Raw genomic sequence first — 15,805 nt, forward strand, 5'->3', positions numbered from 1 at the left:
CAAGCCGTCTTACTCTTTCGGTGTCCTTCTGGTGGGCTGGTATTTTTTTCTTCGCCGCGCCCGCCGCGGCGGCTGCCCCGACCCCGCCGAAGATCGACACCGGCGACACCGCCTGGATGCTCACCTCCTCCGTGCTGGTCCTGATGATGACCATCCCCGGCCTGGCGCTCTTCTACGCGGGCATGGTGCGCAAGAAGAACATCCTGGCGACGCTCGCCCAGAGCTTCGCGGCGACGGCGCTGATCACCGTCCTGTGGATGGTCATCGGCTACTCCATCGCCTTCACCGACGGGGGCAAGCACCAGGCCTTCATCGGCGGGGTGAAGTACCTGTTGCTCGGACCGATGGGCCTGAACTCGACGAGTGCGCTCGCCGCGACCATCCCTGAGTCCGTCTACATGTTCTTCCAGATGACCTTCGCGATCATCACCCCGGCCCTGATCGCCGGGGCCCTGGCCGACCGGATGAAGTTCTCGGCCTTCCTGGCCTTCATGGGCGCCTGGCTGCTCCTGGTCTATTGCCCGATCGCCCACTGGGTCTGGGGCGGCGGCTGGCTCGGCACGATGGGCGCGCTCGACTACGCCGGGGGCACCGTGGTTCACCTGAACGCCGGGACCGCCGGCCTCGTGGCGGCCCTGATGCTCGGCAAGCGCAAGGGCCTCGGCGTCGAGAACATGGCGCCGCATAACCTGGCCTACAGCGTGATCGGTGCGTCCCTGCTGTGGGTCGGCTGGTTCGGCTTCAACGCCGGCTCGGCGGTGACCTCCAACGTGAACGCCGGCATGGCGGCTGCGGCGACCCAGATCGCCACGGCCGGCGCGGCGCTCGCCTGGATGTTCGCGGAGTGGATCATCTCCAAGAAGCCGTCGGTGCTGGGCATGGTCTCCGGCGCCGTCGCGGGCCTGGTGGCGATCACCCCGGCCTCGGGCTTCGTCAATCCGATGGACGCTCTGATCATCGGCATCGCGGCCGGCGTGATCTGCTACATCTCGGCGGTTCATGTGAAGAAGATGTTCGGCTACGACGACGCCCTCGACGCGTGGGGCGTGCACGGGGTGGGCGGCGCCTTGGGCGCCCTGCTCACCGGCGTGTTCGCTTCGAACGCGATCAACTCGGTGGCCAAGGGTGGCGTCCACGACGGCAACTGGGCGCAGATGAAGTTCCAGTTCATCGACGTCGGCGCGACCTTCGCCTACTGCGGGATCGTGACCTTCGTGATCCTGCTGGTGATCAAGTACACGATCGGCCTGCGGGTTTCCGAAGAGGTCGAAGTCGAGGGTCTCGACATCAACCTCCACGGCGAAGTGGTGCAGGCCTGACCGTACGCCACAGCGGTTGAGCCTACGGAACGGGGGTCCTTCGGGGCCCCCGTTTTCGTTTCAGGAGGGGTCCGGCCAGGGCCCGCCGAGCCGGCAGCGCTGCACCCACCAGCCCGGCGCCATGGCCTCGATCCGCTCGGCCAGGGTCTCGGCCTCGATGTCGCTGGCGCAGAGGGCGAAACAGGCGCCGCCCGACCCTGAGACCCGCGCAAGCAAGGCCTCTGGCTCCCCGGCCAGGGTCTCAAGCACCGCCCCCACGGCCGGCGAGACGGCGATCGCGGCGGCCTCCAGGTCGTTTCGCTGCACGGCGAGCCAGGCGGCGAGATCGGTCGCGTCCTCGAAGGCCTCGGGCGCCGCCGGCGGCGTCACCTCGCCAAACCGGCCGTCGGCGTCGAAGCGCCGGTAGACCTCGGCCGTCGAGACCGGAATCCGGGCGTTGACCAGCACCGCATCCAGCGGCGGCAGGCCGGGCGCGGCGGAGAGGCGCTCTCCGCGGCCCTCGGCGATCGCCGGCGCGCCCCACAGGCACGCCGCGCCATCGGCGCCCAGCGAAACCGCCAGCGCCTCCAGCCGGGCGTCGTCGATCTTCAGCGCCAGGACCTCGCGCAGCAGGCGCAGCGCCGCGCCCGCATCGCTCGATCCGCCGCCCAGGCCCGAGGCCACGGGCAACTGCTTCTCCAGGCTGAGCCCGACAGGGGCGACCGGCCGCCGCGCCTCGGCGATCAGGGCGCGCGCGGCGCGCAGGACGAGATTGTCGCCCTCCCCCGCCAGATCGCGCGCAAAGGGTCCCGCCACGCGCAGCGACAGCGCCTCGGCCTCGAAGGTCGAGACCCGGTCGCCGATGTCGGCGAAGGCCATCAGGCTGCAAAGCGGGTGGAAGCCGTCCTCTCCCGGCGCACCGACGTGCAGGAAGAGGTTGATCTTGGCCGGGGCGAACGCGGTCCGCCCCATGGCTATTTGCCGGCGACCTTCGGGGTGGGTCCGTCGGGTCCGAGGCCCGAGGCGAGCTTGGTCTCGGCGCTGAGCTTGATCTTGTCGTCGGGCTTCAGCGTCAGCACGCGGCGCCACTGGAACTGCGCTTCGTCCCGGCGGCCCACCTTCCAGTAGGCGTCGCCCAGGTGGTTGTTGATCTCGGGGTCGCCGGCCTCGAGCTCGACGGCCTGCTCCAGCTTTTCGACCGCCTGCTTGTAGTCGCCCATGCGGTAGTAGGCCCAGCCCAGGGAATCCACCATCGCCCCGGAGCGCGGGTCGGAGGCCACGGCCTTCTGGACCATGGCGAGGGCTTCCTTCAGGTGCTCGCCGCGATCGATCCAGGAATAGCCGAGGTAGTTCAGAAGCTCCGGCTCGTCCGGATGGGCGGCGAGCGCCGCCTGCAGGTCGGCCTGGGCTTCCGGCCAGCGGTTCAGCCGCTCCAGGGTGACGCCGCGCGAATAGAGCAGGCGCCAATCCGGCGCCTTGTTCTCGGCAATCAGGGCGGTCAGCACCTGGGCGGCCTCGTCATACTTCTCGTCGGCGCGCAGCAGGTCGGCCAGCGTCACCCGCGCGTCAGTGTCGCCCGAGGCCGCGGCGGCGCGCGCGAGCTTGAGGGCGGTCTCCTTGTCGTCGGCGGCCTGATAGGTCCAGGCGAGCTTGGCCTGGGCCGTCGCATATTCGACCGAGCCGGGCTTGGGGTGGCCGTAGGCCGCGCGCGCGGCGTCGGCGTCGCCATTGGCCTGCATGAGGTCGCCGACCATCACCCAGGCCTCGTCGCGCTGGGGATCGAGGCGCAGCACCAGGCGCAGATATTCGAGCGAGAGCTGCATCTGCTTGGCCGCCATCATGGTGGCGGACGGCGCGAGCAGCGCCTGGGCCGCGCCTTCGCGCAGCGTCAGCATCGGCGGGACCGTCTTGCCCGTCGAGGCGCGCGCCTTGGCGGCCTTCACGGCGATGCTCGATGGCTCGCGGGCCAGCTGTTCCTCGTAGAGCGCCAGGGCGTCGACGCGGCGGCCGCGCCGCTCCAGGAAGGCGCCATAGGAGATCACCGCCATCTCGGTGGGATTGGCGACCGAGACCAGGGCCTTGTAGTCGGTTTCCGCCTCGTCGTTGCGCTTGGCGCGTTCGTAGAGCGCGGCCTGACCGAGCTGGCCGAAATAGTCCACCAGCCGATCGCCGCGCATCGTCGGCCGGACCAACGAGCCTTCCACGTCGCCGGCCTGGGCCGCCGCCCAGGGTTCCAGCAGCACCGCGGCCGGCTTGTGCGGGAAGGCGATGCTGTCGTTGGCCAGCAAGGCCTTGGCCTCCTTGCCCTTGCCGTCGGCCATGGTCTCGACCGCCACCACCAGCTTGCCCAGGCGCTTGGCGGCTTCGGATACGTCGTCGCCGGTGGGGGCGAGCGCGGCGGCCCTGTCGATGTCGCCGGCCATGAGGGCCGCGGTGAACGCGCGCTCGGCGATCAACGGGTCGCTGGTGTCGGTGCGCGCCTTGTCGAAGAACCGCGCCGCGTCGTTGCTCTTGCCGTTGTTCAGCGCCGACTCGCCGGCCAGGAACATGCCGTAGGACGAGACGCCGGCGGTCACGTCGCTGGCGGGCGGAGCCCGCCCCGCGCCCGGCGCGGTGGCGCAGGCGGCGAGCAGGACGAGCGGAGCGGCGGCGGTCAGCAGCAGAGAAAGGCGCATTGGCGGACCTTCGGACCTAAGCATGGCCGCGGCAAGGCGGCCTGGCGTCACATATTCGGGTAGTTCGGCCCGTCGCCGCCCTGTGGCGTCGTCCAGACGATGTTCTGCGACGGATCCTTGATGTCGCAGGTCTTGCAGTGGACGCAGTTCTGGAAATTGATCTGGAACTTCGGGTTCTCGCCCTTGTCGTCGTAGAGCACCTCGTAGACCCCGGCGGGGCAATAGAGCCTGGCCGGTTCGCCGTACTCCGGCAGGTTGATCGAGATCGGCACGGCCGGGTCGCGCAGTTTCAGGTGCGCCGGCTGGTTCTCGTCGTGATTGGTGTTGGAGAGGAACACGCTCGACAGCTTATCGAACGACAGCACGCCGTCCGGCTTCGGGTAGACGATCGGCCTGTAGTCCTTTGCCAGGCCGGTGGAGTCGGCGTCGTTCTTGTGGTGATGCATCGTCCCGAAGAACGAGAACCCGCCGAGGAGCGTCGTGCACCACATGTCGAACATGCTGAGCACGCCGCCCAATAGGGTGCCGAACCGCGAAAGGATCGGCTTGGCGTTGCGAACGGTGTTCAGTTCCTTGCGCACCCAGGACGACTGGTAGGCGTCTTCGTACTCGACCAGGTCGTCCCGCGACCGGCCGGCCTGGATCGCGGCATAGGCCGCCTCGGCCGCCATCATGCCGCTCTTCATGGCGTTGTGGCTGCCCTTGATCCGGGGGACGTTCACAAAGCCCGCACTGTCGCCCAGCAGCACGCCGCCGGGGAAATAGAGCCTCGGCACCGATTGCAGGCCGCCTTCTGAGATGGCGCGCGCGCCGTAGGCGATGCGCTTGCCGCCCTCCAGGTATTTGGCGATATCGGGATGGTGCTTGAAGCGTTGGAACTCGTCGAACGGCGAGAGCCACGGGTTCTTGTAGTTGAGGTGCACCACGAACCCCAAGGCCACGTAGTGGTCGCCGAAATGGTAGAGGAAGCTGCCGCCGCCGGTCGCGTCGTCCAGCGGCCAGCCGACCGTGTGCTGCACCAGGCCGGGGACGAAAACCGCGTCCGGCACCTGCCAGATCTCCTTCAGCCCGATGCCGTACTTCTCGGGATCGCAACCCTCGGCCAGGCTGTACTTCGCCCGCAGCTGTTTCGAGAGCGAGCCGCGCACGCCCTCCCCGATGAAGACGTACTTGCCGTGCAGCTCGATGCCCGGCTGGTAGTCGGGGCCCTTGTTTCCGGCCTTGTCGATGCCGAACACCCCGGCCACGACGCCCTTCAGCGCGCCGGCCTCGTCGAACACCGCCTCCGATGCGGCCATGCCCGGATAGACCTCGACGCCCAGCGCCTCGGCCTGCTGACCCAGCCAACGGCAGACGTTGGCCAGCGAGGCGATGTAGTTGCCGTGGTTGTGCATGAGGCCCGGCATGCCGAACATGGGCAATCCGATGGAGCCCTGCGGGCCCAGGATCACGAACTTGTCTTGCGTGACCGGCGTCTCCAGCGGCGCGCCCAGCTCTTTCCAGTTGGGGAAGAGCTCGTTCAGGCCCTTGGGATCGATCACCGCGCCGGAAAGGATGTGCGCGCCGACCTCGGAGCCCTTCTCCAGCACGGCCACCGAAATCTCGGTCCCGGCGGCCTGGGCGAGCTGCTTCAGGCGAATCGCGGCCGAAAGCCCCGACGGCCCCGCGCCGACGATGACGACGTCATAATCCATCGCCTCGCGTTCTTCGGCTGGGTTGGCCTCTTCGCTCATGTGCCCCGATGCTCCGTTGATCCCTTGGGCGACTTATCCGAAGGTCACGTAGCGGCGGTCAAGGAAAAGCCGTCGAAAGGGCTTGGGGGATCGCCATGCGTCTGCTCACCTTGGTCTGCGCGCTGGCGCTTGCCGGATCCCAGGCCCAGGCCGCCGCCGCGCGCTGGATCGGCAGCTGGGGCGCCTCGCCCGCCCCGCCGATGGCGCCGCCCGCCAGGGCCCCGCAGCTCGGGACGCCGACCTTCAGCAACCAGACGGTCGTCCAGATCGTGCGGCTGAGCGCCGGGGGCCAACGCCTGCGCCTGCGGCTCAGCAACGAATACGGCGCCCATCCGCTGACCATCGGCGCGGCGCGCGTGGCCCTGGTGGGTCCAGACGGCGCGGTGGTGGCCGGCAGCGAGCGCACCGTGGGCTTCTCCGGCGCGGCGAGCGCGACCCTGCCGCCGGGGGCGCCGCTGATCAGCGATTCCGTCGCCCTGCCGACCAGGGCGCTCGACCGCCTGCGCATCAGCCTCTACCTGCCCAGCGACACCAACGGATGCACCTGCCACATGAGCGGCTCCGAGCTAGCCCAGGTGAGCGCCGGCGACACGACCAAGGACACAGCGCCGGTCACGGGCCCCGCCACCTATCGCGCCTTCCTTTCCGGCGTAGAGGTTGAGACGGCCGCCGGGCCAGCCCCGGTGATCGTGGCCTTCGGCGATTCCATCACCGACGGCTACCAGTCCACCAACGGCGCGAACCACCGCTGGCCCGACCGGCTGGCCGAGCGCCTGGCGGAAAAGCAGCCCGGCCGGCCGGCGGCGGTGGTCAACGCCGGGATCGGCGGCAATCGCGTGCTGAGCGACGGCGCATTCCTGATCTTCGGCCAGAGCGCCCTGACACGGTTCGACCGCGACGTGCTGTCCGTGCCGGGCGCAACCCATGTCGTCGTGCTGGAAGGCGTCAACGACCTCGGCATGGCCGGCAAGACCGCGCCGACCGCCGAGGCGATGATCGCGGGCTACCGCCAGCTCATCGTCCGCGCCCATGCGCGCGGCTTGAGGATCATCGGCGCCACCGTCCTGCCCTACGGCGGCGCCGGCTACTACAGCGCGCCCGGCGAGGCGGTCAGGCAGCTCATCAACACCTGGATCCGCACCAACCATGAGTTCGACGGCGTGATCGACCTCGACGCGGCGATCCGCGATCCCGCCAGGCCTGAGCGCATGCGCGCGGAGCTGCAGTCCGGCGACTGGCTGCACCCCAACGACGCCGGCTACCGGGTGATGGGCGACGCCATCGACCTGTCGTTGTTCCGCTAGGCGGCCTTGCCCGCGTAGGCCGCTTCGAGCTTGGCGACGTCGAGCTTGACCATCTGCATCATGGCCGCGACGGCCCGCTCGCGGCCCGCGGCGTCGGGACCGCCGATGGTCTCGAACAGCTGCTTGGGCACGACCTGCCAGGACAGGCCGTATCGATCCTTCAGCCAGCCGCACTGGCTGGGGGCGCCGCCGTCGACGAGCTTGTCCCAATAGTCGTCGACCTCAGCCTGGTCCTTGCAGTCGATGACGAAGGAGAAGGCCTCGGAGAATTGGTAGTGGGGCCCGCCGTTCAGGCCGGTCACGCGCATGCCGTCGATCTCGGCGTCGACGGTCAGCACGGCGCCCGTCGGGCCGGGCGCGCCGCCCGGATTGCGCATGACGCTGAGCACCTTCGAATTGGGGAACAGCGAGACGTAGAAGTTCATCGCCTCTTCGGCCTGGGTGTCGAACCACAGGAACGGATGGATCTTCGGCATGTCGCTCTCCTTGAGGGTCGTTCTGGCCAAAGGACGTCGGCGCGCGCGGCGTTCCGACATCCGGAGCGTGCTTTTTTCCGATCCTAGCCGCTCCGATCCGCTATAGGCGCCCCATGGACCGCCCACCCGCGCTTCGCCGCCTGATCGACCTGCCCGGGGTTTCGGACCTGGAATACCGCGCGATCCTGAAGCGCGACTTCGCCGAGCCCGAGGCCCGCGCCGAGCACCCCGAGATCGACGAATGCTCGGTCGCGAACTTCGGACTGACCGCCGAACAGGCCGAGGACCATCCCCGTCCCGCCGGCTGGGACCGGGCCGAGCGCCTGCCCATTCCCGCCCAGGTGGCGGCCTTCGAGGCCGAGGGCTGGGACGTCACCGACGACAAACGCCGGCCGCTGCGCATCCTCGGCCACTTCAACCAGCAGCTTTGGCTGGCGCTTCGCGGCGTCGCGGGCTCGCTGCCCTTCCTGCCGGAAGACAACCGTCCCGACCCCTGGGGCTCGTCCCTGGCGGCCGAGGCCAAACGCTTCCGCAAACGCTAGGACGTGCGATGAAACCTCCGCCCAAGCGCCTGTCGGACCTGAAGGGCGGCTCCCCGCCCGCCGGCGTCTATGCCCCGCCGACGCCCAAGGTCTCGCGCCAGAAGCCGGGCAAAGTGCTGAGCGCCGCCGAACGCGCCGCCTTCCTGGCCGCGCGGCCGGACCTGAAGAAGCCCTAGGGCTTCCGGAACACCACCACGAGATTGTTGGCCGGCATGGCGATCCGCTCGGCGAAGCCGAGGCCGTGCGTCTTGGCGAGCGCCGTCACCTGCGCCAGGTCGCGCAGGCCCCAGGCCGGATCGCGGCGCTTCAGGCTCTCGTCGAAGGCGAGGTTGCTGGGCGCCGTCTCCACGCCCGCTTCCAGATAGGGCCCGTAGAGGAACAGCTGTCCGCCTGAGGTCAGCGCCCGTCCCGCCCCCGCCATCAGCCCTTCCGTGGCCGCCCAGGGCGAGATGTGGATCATGTTGATGCAGACCACCGCCTCGAACGGCTCCTCCGGCCAGGTCGCCAGGTCCGCCGCATCGAGCCGCAGCGGCGCGGCGAGGTTGGTCAAGCCCGAGGACGCCCGCCACGCGGCGATGCTCGCCAGGGCGTCGGCGTCGCGATCGCTCGGCCGCCAGCGCAGGCTGGGCAGGGCCGCGGCGAGGAACAGGGCGTGTTCGCCTGCGCCGCTCGCCACCTCCAGCACCCGCGCGCCGAGCGGCAGCCGCGGCCGCAGGACGTCGAGGATCGGCTGGCGGTTGCGCGCGGTCGACGGCGCGACCCGCGCGCCTTCAGGGGGAATGTCGCTCATGGCGCCAGCCTAGCCCGGATCGGCGTCCAGCGCTGCTCATGGCCGCCTGAGGGCTTCTCTGTTGCTCCCGCCGCCGCAAAGCGGTTCTGTGCGCCGGCTTCAACGACGGGACGAGGACGAACATCATGGCCAACGGAAATCCGGGCTCCGGCCTGCAGCTGCGCTCGCTGATCAAGGCCGGCGGCGAGCTCGAACTTTCCCTCGCCAAGGTCGACATCCCCGATCCGGCGCCCGACGAGGTGCTGATCCGCATCGAGGGTTCGCCGATCAACCCCTCGGACCTCGGCCTGCTCCTGGGCGCGGCCGACATGTCGACCGCCAAGGCCGCCTCGGGGGCGGTCACCGCCAAGGTGCCGGAGGCGTTCATGCGCGCCATGGCCGGGCGCCTCGACCAGTCCATGCCGGTGGGCAACGAGGGCGCTGGCACGGTGGTCGCCGCAGGCTCGGATCCCGCCGCCCAGGCCTTGCTCGGCAAGCTGGTGGCCGGCATCGGCGGCGCCATGTACGCCCAGTACCGCACCCTGAAGGCCGCCGACGTCCTGCCGCTGCCGGCCGGCGCGACCGCGGCCGACGGCGCCTCCTGCTTCGTCAACCCGCTGACCGCGCTCGGCATGGTGGAGACCATGCGCCGCGAGGGCCACACCGCCCTCGTCCACACTGCGGCGGCCTCCAACCTCGGCCAGATGCTGAACCGCATCTGCCTGAAGGACGGGGTGGCGCTGGTGAACGTCGTGCGCAGCCGCGAGCAGGCCCACATCCTGACCGACATCGGCGCGACCCACGTCGTGGACTCTACCTCGCCGACCTTCCTGGACGACCTCACCAAGGCGCTGATCGACACGGGCGCGACGCTGGCCTTCGACGCCATCGGCGGCGGCAAGCTGGCCGGCCAGCTCCTGGGCGCCATGGAGGCCGCGATCAACCAGCGCGCGACCGTCTACAGCCGCTACGGCTCCTCGGTGCACAAGCAGGTCTATATCTACGGCGGCCTCGACACCTCTCCGTCGGTGCTCGCCCGCAGCTACGGCATGGCCTGGGGCCTGGGCGGCTGGCTCCTGATGCCGTTCCTGGTGAAGATCGGCGCGGCCGAGGGCCAGAAGCTGCGCCAGCGCGTCGCCGACGAACTCAAGACCACCTTCGCCAGCCACTACACCGCCGAGATCAGCCTGGCCGAGGCTCTGCAGCCGGAAATCATCGCCGCCTACAACAAGCGCGCCACCGGCGAAAAGTACCTGATCAACCCGAACAAGGGCGTCGCCTAAGCGCTGCGGCATCCATGGCTGACGACCCCGCCGCCGATCCGAACGAGGCCCTGGTGCAACAGGGCCTCGGCTGGCTTCGGGACCACCTGTTGAACCATGCCGAGATCACCTTCCGCCGGGTGCTGGCCGCCCAGCCGGACCACCTGCACGCCGGGCGCATGCATGGCGTCGCCCTCTACAAGCTGGGGCGGCGCGACGAGGGGATCGCGGCGATCGGCGCGGCGGCCGAGCGGGAGCCCGGCAACGCCCGGGCCTGGGCCGATCTCGCCGTCGCCCTGCGCGACGACGGCCGCGCCGAGGCCGCCCAGGCGGCCTACGTCCGCGCGCTCGCAGGCCAGTCGGCGGGGGCCCCGGCCCCGCCCCTCGCCGATCTGGTCTTCAGCGCCGAGCGCGGCGTCTACGACTTCAAGGTCGTCGACTATCCCTATCGCGCCGAGATCCGCTATGGCGCCGGCCGGCCCGCCCACCCCGAGCTCGCGCGCCTCATCGACGAGGGCCGCGACCGCTACCGGGCCTTCCTCACCGAGCTCGGCGAGCTGCAGACCGACTTCGCCGACGTACCGGCGGGGGGGACCTATGAGACGACGACGCCCTTCTGGCTCAACGCCTGGTTCTCGCCGCTCGACGCCATCGCGCTCACCGGCATGATGCGCGCCCACAACCCCGCCCGCCTGGTGGAGATCGGTTCGGGCGTCTCGACGAAATACGCTCGCCGGGCGGTCGAGAGATACGGCCTGCGCACCCGCCTCACCTCCATCGATCCGCAGCCGCGCAATGAGATCGACCAGCTCTGCGACGAGGTGATCCGCCAGCCGCTGGAGCGCTGCGATGCGGCCCTGTTCGAGGCCCTGGAACCCGGTGACATCTTCTTCCTCGACAGCTCCCACCGGGCCTTCCAGAACTCCGACGTGACGGTCTTCTTCCTGGAGATTCTGCCGCGGCTGAAGCCCGGGGTGATCGTCCACATCCACGACATCTACCTGCCCTATGACTACATCTCCGGGCACGTTCATCGGCTCTGGAACGAGCAATATCTGCTGGCCACGGCCCTGCTGTTCGGCGCGCCGCGGTTCGAGATCCTGTTCCCGAGCTGGTTCGTCGGCCGCGATCCGGAGCTCTCGGCGCAGGCGGCGACGTTGCTGCGCAAAGGCCCGATGGCGGAGCTCGATCTCTATGGGGCGAGCTTCTGGATGCGGATGACCTAGCCGGCCTTGCCGTCCGGCGGGATGGCGATCAACTGGATCTCGAAGAGCAGCGTGCTGCCGGGCGGGATCGGGGCCCGGTCGGTCCGGTCGCCATAGGCCAGGTTGGCCGGGATGACGAAGCTATAGGTCTCGCCGACCCGCATCATCGGCACCCCTTCCTGCCAGCCCTTGATCAGCCGGTTCAGCGGGAAGGTGGCGGGCTCGTTGCGAGCGCGCGAGGAATCGAAGGTGCGCCCGTCGATGAAGCGGCCGACGTAGTGGATGGTGACCGTCGCGCCCGGCGCCGGCTTTGGGGCCGTGTTGAAGACGGCTTTGTCGCGATGGTACTGCAGTCCGCTCGCGGTGGTTTTCCAGCCGCGGCGCTGCGCGCTCCAGGCCTCGTAGGCCTTCTGGCCCTGCAGCCACTGCTCCTGCGGCGTGCCGCTGTAGTGAACGGGCGGGGGCGGGGCTTGCGTGGCGCAGGCGCTGAGCGCCAGCGCGGCCAGCGCCAGGACGGGCGTCTTGGAAAACATGCGGAACCCCCAGACTCGAAGGCTGGAGGTTCGCAGAGCCGACGGCCGCGGTCGAGGCTCGACCTAGTGACGCTGCGGGATCACCACCGGCAGGGTCTCGTAGCCTTTCACGAAGATCGAGTGGGTGCGTGAGGGCTCGGCGACGAGCTCGATCGCCGGGAAGCGCTTCATGATCTCTTCCCAGATGATCGTCAGCTGCAGCTCGGCCAGGCGATTGCCCACGCAGCGGTGGATGCCGAAGCCGAAGGACATGTGGTGCCGTGGCCGCTCGCGGTCGATCAGATAGGTGTTGGGGTCCTCCACCGCCGCGTCGTCGCGGTTGCCGGAGACGTACCACATGACCACCCGGTCGCCGGCGCGGATGGTCTTGCCGCCGAGCTCGATATCCTGGGTCGCCGTGCGCGCCATGTGGGCGAGCGGCGTCTGCCAGCGGATGGTCTCGGACACCATGGCCGGGATCCGCGCGGGCTCCTCGCGCAGCTTGCGGTACTGATCCGGGTGCCTGTTGAGCGCATAGACCGAGCCGGAGATGGTGTTCCGCGTCGTGTCGTTGCCGCCGATGATCAGGAGGCCGAGGTTTCCGGAATATTCGGCGCGGTCCATGTTCCGCGTCGATTCGCCATGCGCCAGCATCGAGATCAGGTCGCCGGCCGGCGGGGCGTTCACCCGCTCGTTCCACAGGCCGGTGAAGCGCTCGACCATGTTGTCGATCTCTTCGCGCTTGTGCTCCCAGCTCTTCACCGGCCCGAAGCCCGGCGCATTGGTCATCATGTCCGACCAGTAGGGCAGGAGCTGCCGCTCCTCCTGCGGGAAGTCGAACAGGGTGGCCAAGGTCATGGCCGTCAGTTCCTTCGACACCAGCTCGACCCAGTCGAATTCCTCGCCGATCGGCAGGCCGTCGAGGATCTTGCCCGCCCGCTCGCGAATCACCGGGGCCATCACCGAGAGGTTCGAAGGCGCGACGACCGGGCTCACCGTCTTGCGCTGCTCGTCGTGGCGCGGCGGGTCCATGGAGATGAAGCTCGGCCGGACCCCGCGTTTGGCCGTCTCGGCCTTGGCTTCCAGGCTCTGCAGGGTGATGCCGTCCGCCGAGGAGAACACCTGGTGGTTGGAGTCCACCGCCATGATGTCGTCCCAGCGGGTGATCGACCAGAACGGGCCATAGTCGGGACTGTCGACGAGGTGCACGGGGTCCTCGGCGCGCAGGCGCTCGAAGATCGGCCACATGGCATCCTGGGCGAAAAGATCCGGCTGCGCCGGGTCCACCGCCTCGATCGGCTGCGCGTAGACGCGCGCCCGAGCCTCAGCCTTGAGGTCCACCGAACCGTCGTGCATCGCGACCTCCCGGTCTTCTTGTTCGGGCCATTCAGGACCCGAAGGCCGCGCCGCGCAAGCCAAACAGCATTCCCCGAGTGACAGCCGGGCCACCAGCGGCCAAGACTTCCGCCATGCCCGCCGCCGCCGAGCCCGCCGACAGACTCGCCGAATCCCTGCTCGCCTTCTGGGCGGACGCCGGTGTCGACTCCATGCTGCTGGACGAGCCCGTCGACCGGATCGCCGCCGGCCGGATCGCTCCGCCGCGGCCTCCGGAGCGCAAGACCGCCGCCGCCGCCGCCGCCGCGCCCTCGCCCGCCCGGCCGAGCCAGCCGGACGTCTCGGGCGCGGTTGCGCTCGCGCGCGAGCTCGCGGCCAAGGCCGAGACGCTGGAGGCGCTGGCCGAGGCCATCGCGGCCTTCGACGGCTGCCCGCTGAAGTTCGAAGGCGCGGCCTCCCAGGCGGTCGTCTATCGCGGCGATCCCAAGGCTCCGCTGATGGTTATCGGCGAAGGCCCCGGCCAGGACGAGGACCGCCAGGGCAAGCCCTTCGTAGGCCGCGCCGGCCAGCTTCTCGACCGCATGCTGGCGGCGGCCGGGCTCACAGAGCGGGTGCTGATCACCAACACGGTCTTCTGGCGCCCGCCCGGAAACCGCACCCCGACGCCCGCTGAACAGGCGGTTTGCGCCCCGTTCGTGGAGCGCGCCATCGCGCTGGTGCAGCCGAAACTGCTGCTGCTGGCCGGCGGCGCATCGGCCAAGGCGATATTGAAGAAAGAAGAAGGAATCCTGTCGCTTAGGGGCCGTTGGTTCGAGTGGCGCTCGAGCGACGGAAGCCTGGAGCTGCCGGCCCTCCCGACCCTGCACCCGGCGTTCCTGCTGCGGCAGCCTGCGGCTAAAAAACGCGCCTGGGCCGATCTTCTTACCCTTACGGAAAGACTTGATCGTCAGGATCGTCCCGCCTAACCCTTGGTGGGGGCTTCGAGAAGAGGACTGCGCACCGGCCGCATCAGACGGGCGCGCGCAGGGAAAGAGACGGCATGCCGCTGAACAAGCGCCTGCACGCCAAGGCGGCCCGTTGGGTCCTGGCCTTGGCCTGCTCCGCCGCCATCGCGGGCGCCGCTGCGCCCTCCCTTGCCTGGGCCGAAGCGCCGCAAGCGCTCTCCAGCGACGACGCGCGCGCCTATGCCGCGGCCTTCGAGGCCACCGAGCGCGGCGACTTCATCGACGCGCAGATGCGGACGTCCGAGGTCAAGGACCGATCGCTGCTGGGCTATCTGTCGTTCCGCGAGCTGATGCATCCGACGGCGCACGTGGCCGCCTTCGACGAGCTCTCGGGCTGGCTGGCCAAGTTCCGCGACCTGCCCGTCGCCGACCGCATCTTCGCGCTCGCCTCGAAGCGCCGGACCGACCCGACGGCCGAGGCCGCCCGGCCGCTGATCGCGCTCAGCGACGGTCCCTCGCTCCCCGGCCTGGTGCTCTCCGACAAGGCCCGTAGAGGCCGCGAGGCCTTCTACGCCGGCGACACGCGCCGCGCGCTGAAGCTGGCCTCGGCGGCGGGCGACCGCTGGATCGCCGGCCTCGCGGCCTACCGGCTGAAATCCTACGACCAGGCGCGAGGCTACTTCGCCGACCTCGCCCGCGACGGCGAGTGCGACGCCTGGATGCAGTCGGCCGCCGGCTACTGGGCCGCGCGGACCGCCGAGGCGCAGGCCGACGCCAAGGGCTCCGCCCAGTACCTGCGCGCCGCCGCGCGCAATTCCGAGACCTTCTACGGCATCCTCGCCGCCCGTCAGCTGAAGCTCGCCGACCAGGCCTTGCTCGCCGCCTCCGACGACCGCGTGGGCCAGCTGCTGCTGGCGGCCTACGCCGCGCCCGCGAACTCCGCCGGCTCCGTCGACCTCGCCAAGTTCGTCGCCAGCGACCCCCGCGCCCATCGCGCCGCCGCGCTCGCCCAGATCGGCCGCGGCTCGGACGCCATCCAGGAACTTCGCGCCGGCATGGCGCTGGCCCGCACCCCGGCCGAACGGGAGAGCTGGAAGTCGCTCACCCTGGCCATGGGCGCCTCGCTCGCCGACCGCGCAAACCCGCCGAAGGGCTATGATCTCGACTATCCGACGCCGGAGCTTAGGCCCCGCAACGGCTTCACCCTCGACAAGGCGCTGGTCTACGCCCTGGTGCGCCAGGAAAGCCGCTTCAACCCGCAGGCCGTCTCGCCGATCGGCGCCACCGGCCTGATGCAGCTGATGCCGGCCGCCGCGGCCGCTGCAGCGGGCGACGACAAGCTGAAGACCGACATGACCCCGCTGTTCGATCCGGCCTTCAATCTGCGGGTCGGCCAGGACTATTTCACCTGGCTCCTGGAAAAGGGCGTCGGCCACGACCTGGTGCGCGCGGTGGCGGCCTATAACGGCGGGCCGGCGACAGTGGCCAAGGCGGCGCAGATGCTGGGCGACGACGCCGACAGCCTGCTGCTCATGGAGTGCCTGCCCGCTCAGGAGACCCGGACATACGTGCAGCGGGTGCTGGCCGGCTACTGGACCTATCGCCGGATGTGGGGCGAGGCTTCGCCCAGCCTCGACGCTCTGGCCTCCGGCGACCGGATCGTCGACGAGCGGCTGGACCTCGGCCAGCCGGCCGGCAATGCGCCGCGGCTCGCCGCCCAGCCGCTGCAAATCGGGATGCGCTAGGCCTC

General features: G+C 69.9%; 15 protein-coding genes. 8 read left to right on the top strand and 7 right to left on the bottom strand.

Going from position 1 to position 15,805, the window contains the following annotated elements; translation table 11 throughout:
* On the top strand, positions 1 to 1,319 hold a 1,319-nt coding region (locus tag ACESMY_RS21205; RefSeq protein ID WP_372786623.1), incomplete at its 5' end, for an ammonium transporter.
* A 60-nt stretch (positions 1,320 to 1,379) separates the two neighbouring features.
* On the opposite strand, the gene ACESMY_RS21210 is transcribed toward ACESMY_RS21205, so the two are convergent.
* Genes ACESMY_RS21210 through ACESMY_RS21220 form a run of 3 tightly spaced genes read right to left on the bottom strand, consistent with a single transcriptional unit; the run spans position 1,380 to position 5,706 of the window.
* Positions 1,380 to 2,270: a 4-(cytidine 5'-diphospho)-2-C-methyl-D-erythritol kinase gene (locus ACESMY_RS21210; RefSeq protein ID WP_372786624.1), complete on the bottom strand. Its 891-nt coding sequence runs from the start codon at positions 2,268 to 2,270 to the stop codon at positions 1,380 to 1,382.
* 2 nt (positions 2,271 to 2,272) lie between these two features.
* Positions 2,273 to 3,973, bottom strand: coding sequence for a tetratricopeptide repeat protein (locus ACESMY_RS21215; protein WP_372786625.1), 1,701 nt, complete (start codon positions 3,971 to 3,973; stop codon positions 2,273 to 2,275).
* Between the two features lie 47 nt (positions 3,974 to 4,020).
* Positions 4,021 to 5,706: an electron transfer flavoprotein-ubiquinone oxidoreductase gene (locus tag ACESMY_RS21220; RefSeq protein ID WP_372786626.1), complete on the bottom strand. Its 1,686-nt coding sequence runs from the start codon at positions 5,704 to 5,706 to the stop codon at positions 4,021 to 4,023.
* A gap of 95 nt (positions 5,707 to 5,801) precedes the next feature.
* Between ACESMY_RS21220 and ACESMY_RS21225 the strand changes: the two genes are divergently transcribed.
* Positions 5,802 to 7,010, top strand: coding sequence for an SGNH/GDSL hydrolase family protein (locus tag ACESMY_RS21225; RefSeq protein ID WP_372786627.1), 1,209 nt, complete (start codon positions 5,802 to 5,804; stop codon positions 7,008 to 7,010).
* Here ACESMY_RS21225 and ACESMY_RS21230 read toward each other — a convergent pair.
* Positions 7,007 to 7,486, bottom strand: a complete 480-nt coding sequence (locus ACESMY_RS21230) for a VOC family protein (protein ID WP_372786628.1) — start codon at positions 7,484 to 7,486, stop codon at positions 7,007 to 7,009. The two genes, ACESMY_RS21225 and ACESMY_RS21230, sit on opposite strands and share 4 nt — an antisense overlap.
* Before the next feature lie 113 nt (positions 7,487 to 7,599).
* Between ACESMY_RS21230 and ACESMY_RS21235 the strand changes: the two genes are divergently transcribed.
* Positions 7,600 to 8,028, top strand: coding sequence for a hypothetical protein (locus tag ACESMY_RS21235; RefSeq protein ID WP_372786629.1), 429 nt, complete (start codon positions 7,600 to 7,602; stop codon positions 8,026 to 8,028).
* 8 nt (positions 8,029 to 8,036) lie between these two features.
* Positions 8,037 to 8,204: a hypothetical protein gene (locus ACESMY_RS21240; protein WP_372786630.1), complete on the top strand. Its 168-nt coding sequence runs from the start codon at positions 8,037 to 8,039 to the stop codon at positions 8,202 to 8,204.
* Here the strand turns inward: ACESMY_RS21240 and ACESMY_RS21245 are convergent.
* Positions 8,201 to 8,818 carry a DUF938 domain-containing protein gene (locus tag ACESMY_RS21245; RefSeq protein ID WP_372786631.1) on the bottom strand — a complete coding sequence of 206 codons (618 nt, stop codon included), beginning with the start codon at positions 8,816 to 8,818 and terminating at the stop codon, positions 8,201 to 8,203. The genes ACESMY_RS21240 and ACESMY_RS21245 overlap by 4 nt on opposite strands.
* Before the next feature lie 125 nt (positions 8,819 to 8,943).
* Between ACESMY_RS21245 and ACESMY_RS21250 the strand changes: the two genes are divergently transcribed.
* Positions 8,944 to 10,080, top strand: a complete 1,137-nt coding sequence (locus ACESMY_RS21250; protein WP_372786632.1) for a zinc-binding dehydrogenase — start codon at positions 8,944 to 8,946, stop codon at positions 10,078 to 10,080.
* 14 nt (positions 10,081 to 10,094) lie between these two features.
* On the top strand, positions 10,095 to 11,285 hold the full coding sequence (locus ACESMY_RS21255) for a class I SAM-dependent methyltransferase (RefSeq protein ID WP_372786633.1): 1,191 nt from the start codon (positions 10,095 to 10,097) through the stop codon (positions 11,283 to 11,285).
* Here ACESMY_RS21255 and ACESMY_RS21260 read toward each other — a convergent pair.
* On the bottom strand, positions 11,282 to 11,797 hold the full coding sequence (locus ACESMY_RS21260; RefSeq protein ID WP_372786634.1) for an FKBP-type peptidyl-prolyl cis-trans isomerase: 516 nt from the start codon (positions 11,795 to 11,797) through the stop codon (positions 11,282 to 11,284). The genes ACESMY_RS21255 and ACESMY_RS21260 overlap by 4 nt on opposite strands.
* Before the next feature lie 63 nt (positions 11,798 to 11,860).
* Entirely contained in the window at positions 11,861 to 13,132 is a 1,272-nt protein-coding gene (locus ACESMY_RS21265; RefSeq protein ID WP_372786635.1) for a cytochrome P450, read from the bottom strand.
* 113 nt (positions 13,133 to 13,245) lie between these two features.
* Between ACESMY_RS21265 and ACESMY_RS21270 the strand changes: the two genes are divergently transcribed.
* On the top strand, positions 13,246 to 14,076 hold the full coding sequence (locus ACESMY_RS21270; protein WP_372786636.1) for a uracil-DNA glycosylase: 831 nt from the start codon (positions 13,246 to 13,248) through the stop codon (positions 14,074 to 14,076).
* Between the two features lie 74 nt (positions 14,077 to 14,150).
* Entirely contained in the window at positions 14,151 to 15,800 is a 1,650-nt protein-coding gene (locus tag ACESMY_RS21275) for a lytic transglycosylase domain-containing protein (protein ID WP_372786637.1), read from the top strand.
* The last annotated feature ends 5 nt before the right edge of the window (positions 15,801 to 15,805 follow it).

The sequence above is a fragment of the Phenylobacterium sp. genome, assembly GCF_041691455.1.
GTDB lineage: Bacteria > Pseudomonadota > Alphaproteobacteria > Caulobacterales > Caulobacteraceae > Phenylobacterium.

Coding starts and splice junctions, on each gene's coding strand:
- ACESMY_RS21210 (WP_372786624.1), bottom strand. CDS start 2,270: ATGGGGCGGACCGCGTTCGCCCCGGCCAAGATCAACCTCTTCCTGCAC.
- ACESMY_RS21215 (WP_372786625.1), bottom strand. CDS start 3,973: ATGCGCCTTTCTCTGCTGCTGACCGCCGCCGCTCCGCTCGTCCTGCTC.
- ACESMY_RS21220 (WP_372786626.1), bottom strand. CDS start 5,706: ATGAGCGAAGAGGCCAACCCAGCCGAAGAACGCGAGGCGATGGATTAT.
- ACESMY_RS21225 (WP_372786627.1), top strand. CDS start 5,802: ATGCGTCTGCTCACCTTGGTCTGCGCGCTGGCGCTTGCCGGATCCCAG.
- ACESMY_RS21230 (WP_372786628.1), bottom strand. CDS start 7,486: ATGCCGAAGATCCATCCGTTCCTGTGGTTCGACACCCAGGCCGAAGAG.
- ACESMY_RS21235 (WP_372786629.1), top strand. CDS start 7,600: ATGGACCGCCCACCCGCGCTTCGCCGCCTGATCGACCTGCCCGGGGTT.
- ACESMY_RS21240 (WP_372786630.1), top strand. CDS start 8,037: ATGAAACCTCCGCCCAAGCGCCTGTCGGACCTGAAGGGCGGCTCCCCG.
- ACESMY_RS21245 (WP_372786631.1), bottom strand. CDS start 8,818: ATGAGCGACATTCCCCCTGAAGGCGCGCGGGTCGCGCCGTCGACCGCG.
- ACESMY_RS21250 (WP_372786632.1), top strand. CDS start 8,944: ATGGCCAACGGAAATCCGGGCTCCGGCCTGCAGCTGCGCTCGCTGATC.
- ACESMY_RS21255 (WP_372786633.1), top strand. CDS start 10,095: ATGGCTGACGACCCCGCCGCCGATCCGAACGAGGCCCTGGTGCAACAG.
- ACESMY_RS21260 (WP_372786634.1), bottom strand. CDS start 11,797: ATGTTTTCCAAGACGCCCGTCCTGGCGCTGGCCGCGCTGGCGCTCAGC.
- ACESMY_RS21265 (WP_372786635.1), bottom strand. CDS start 13,132: ATGCACGACGGTTCGGTGGACCTCAAGGCTGAGGCTCGGGCGCGCGTC.
- ACESMY_RS21270 (WP_372786636.1), top strand. CDS start 13,246: ATGCCCGCCGCCGCCGAGCCCGCCGACAGACTCGCCGAATCCCTGCTC.
- ACESMY_RS21275 (WP_372786637.1), top strand. CDS start 14,151: ATGCCGCTGAACAAGCGCCTGCACGCCAAGGCGGCCCGTTGGGTCCTG.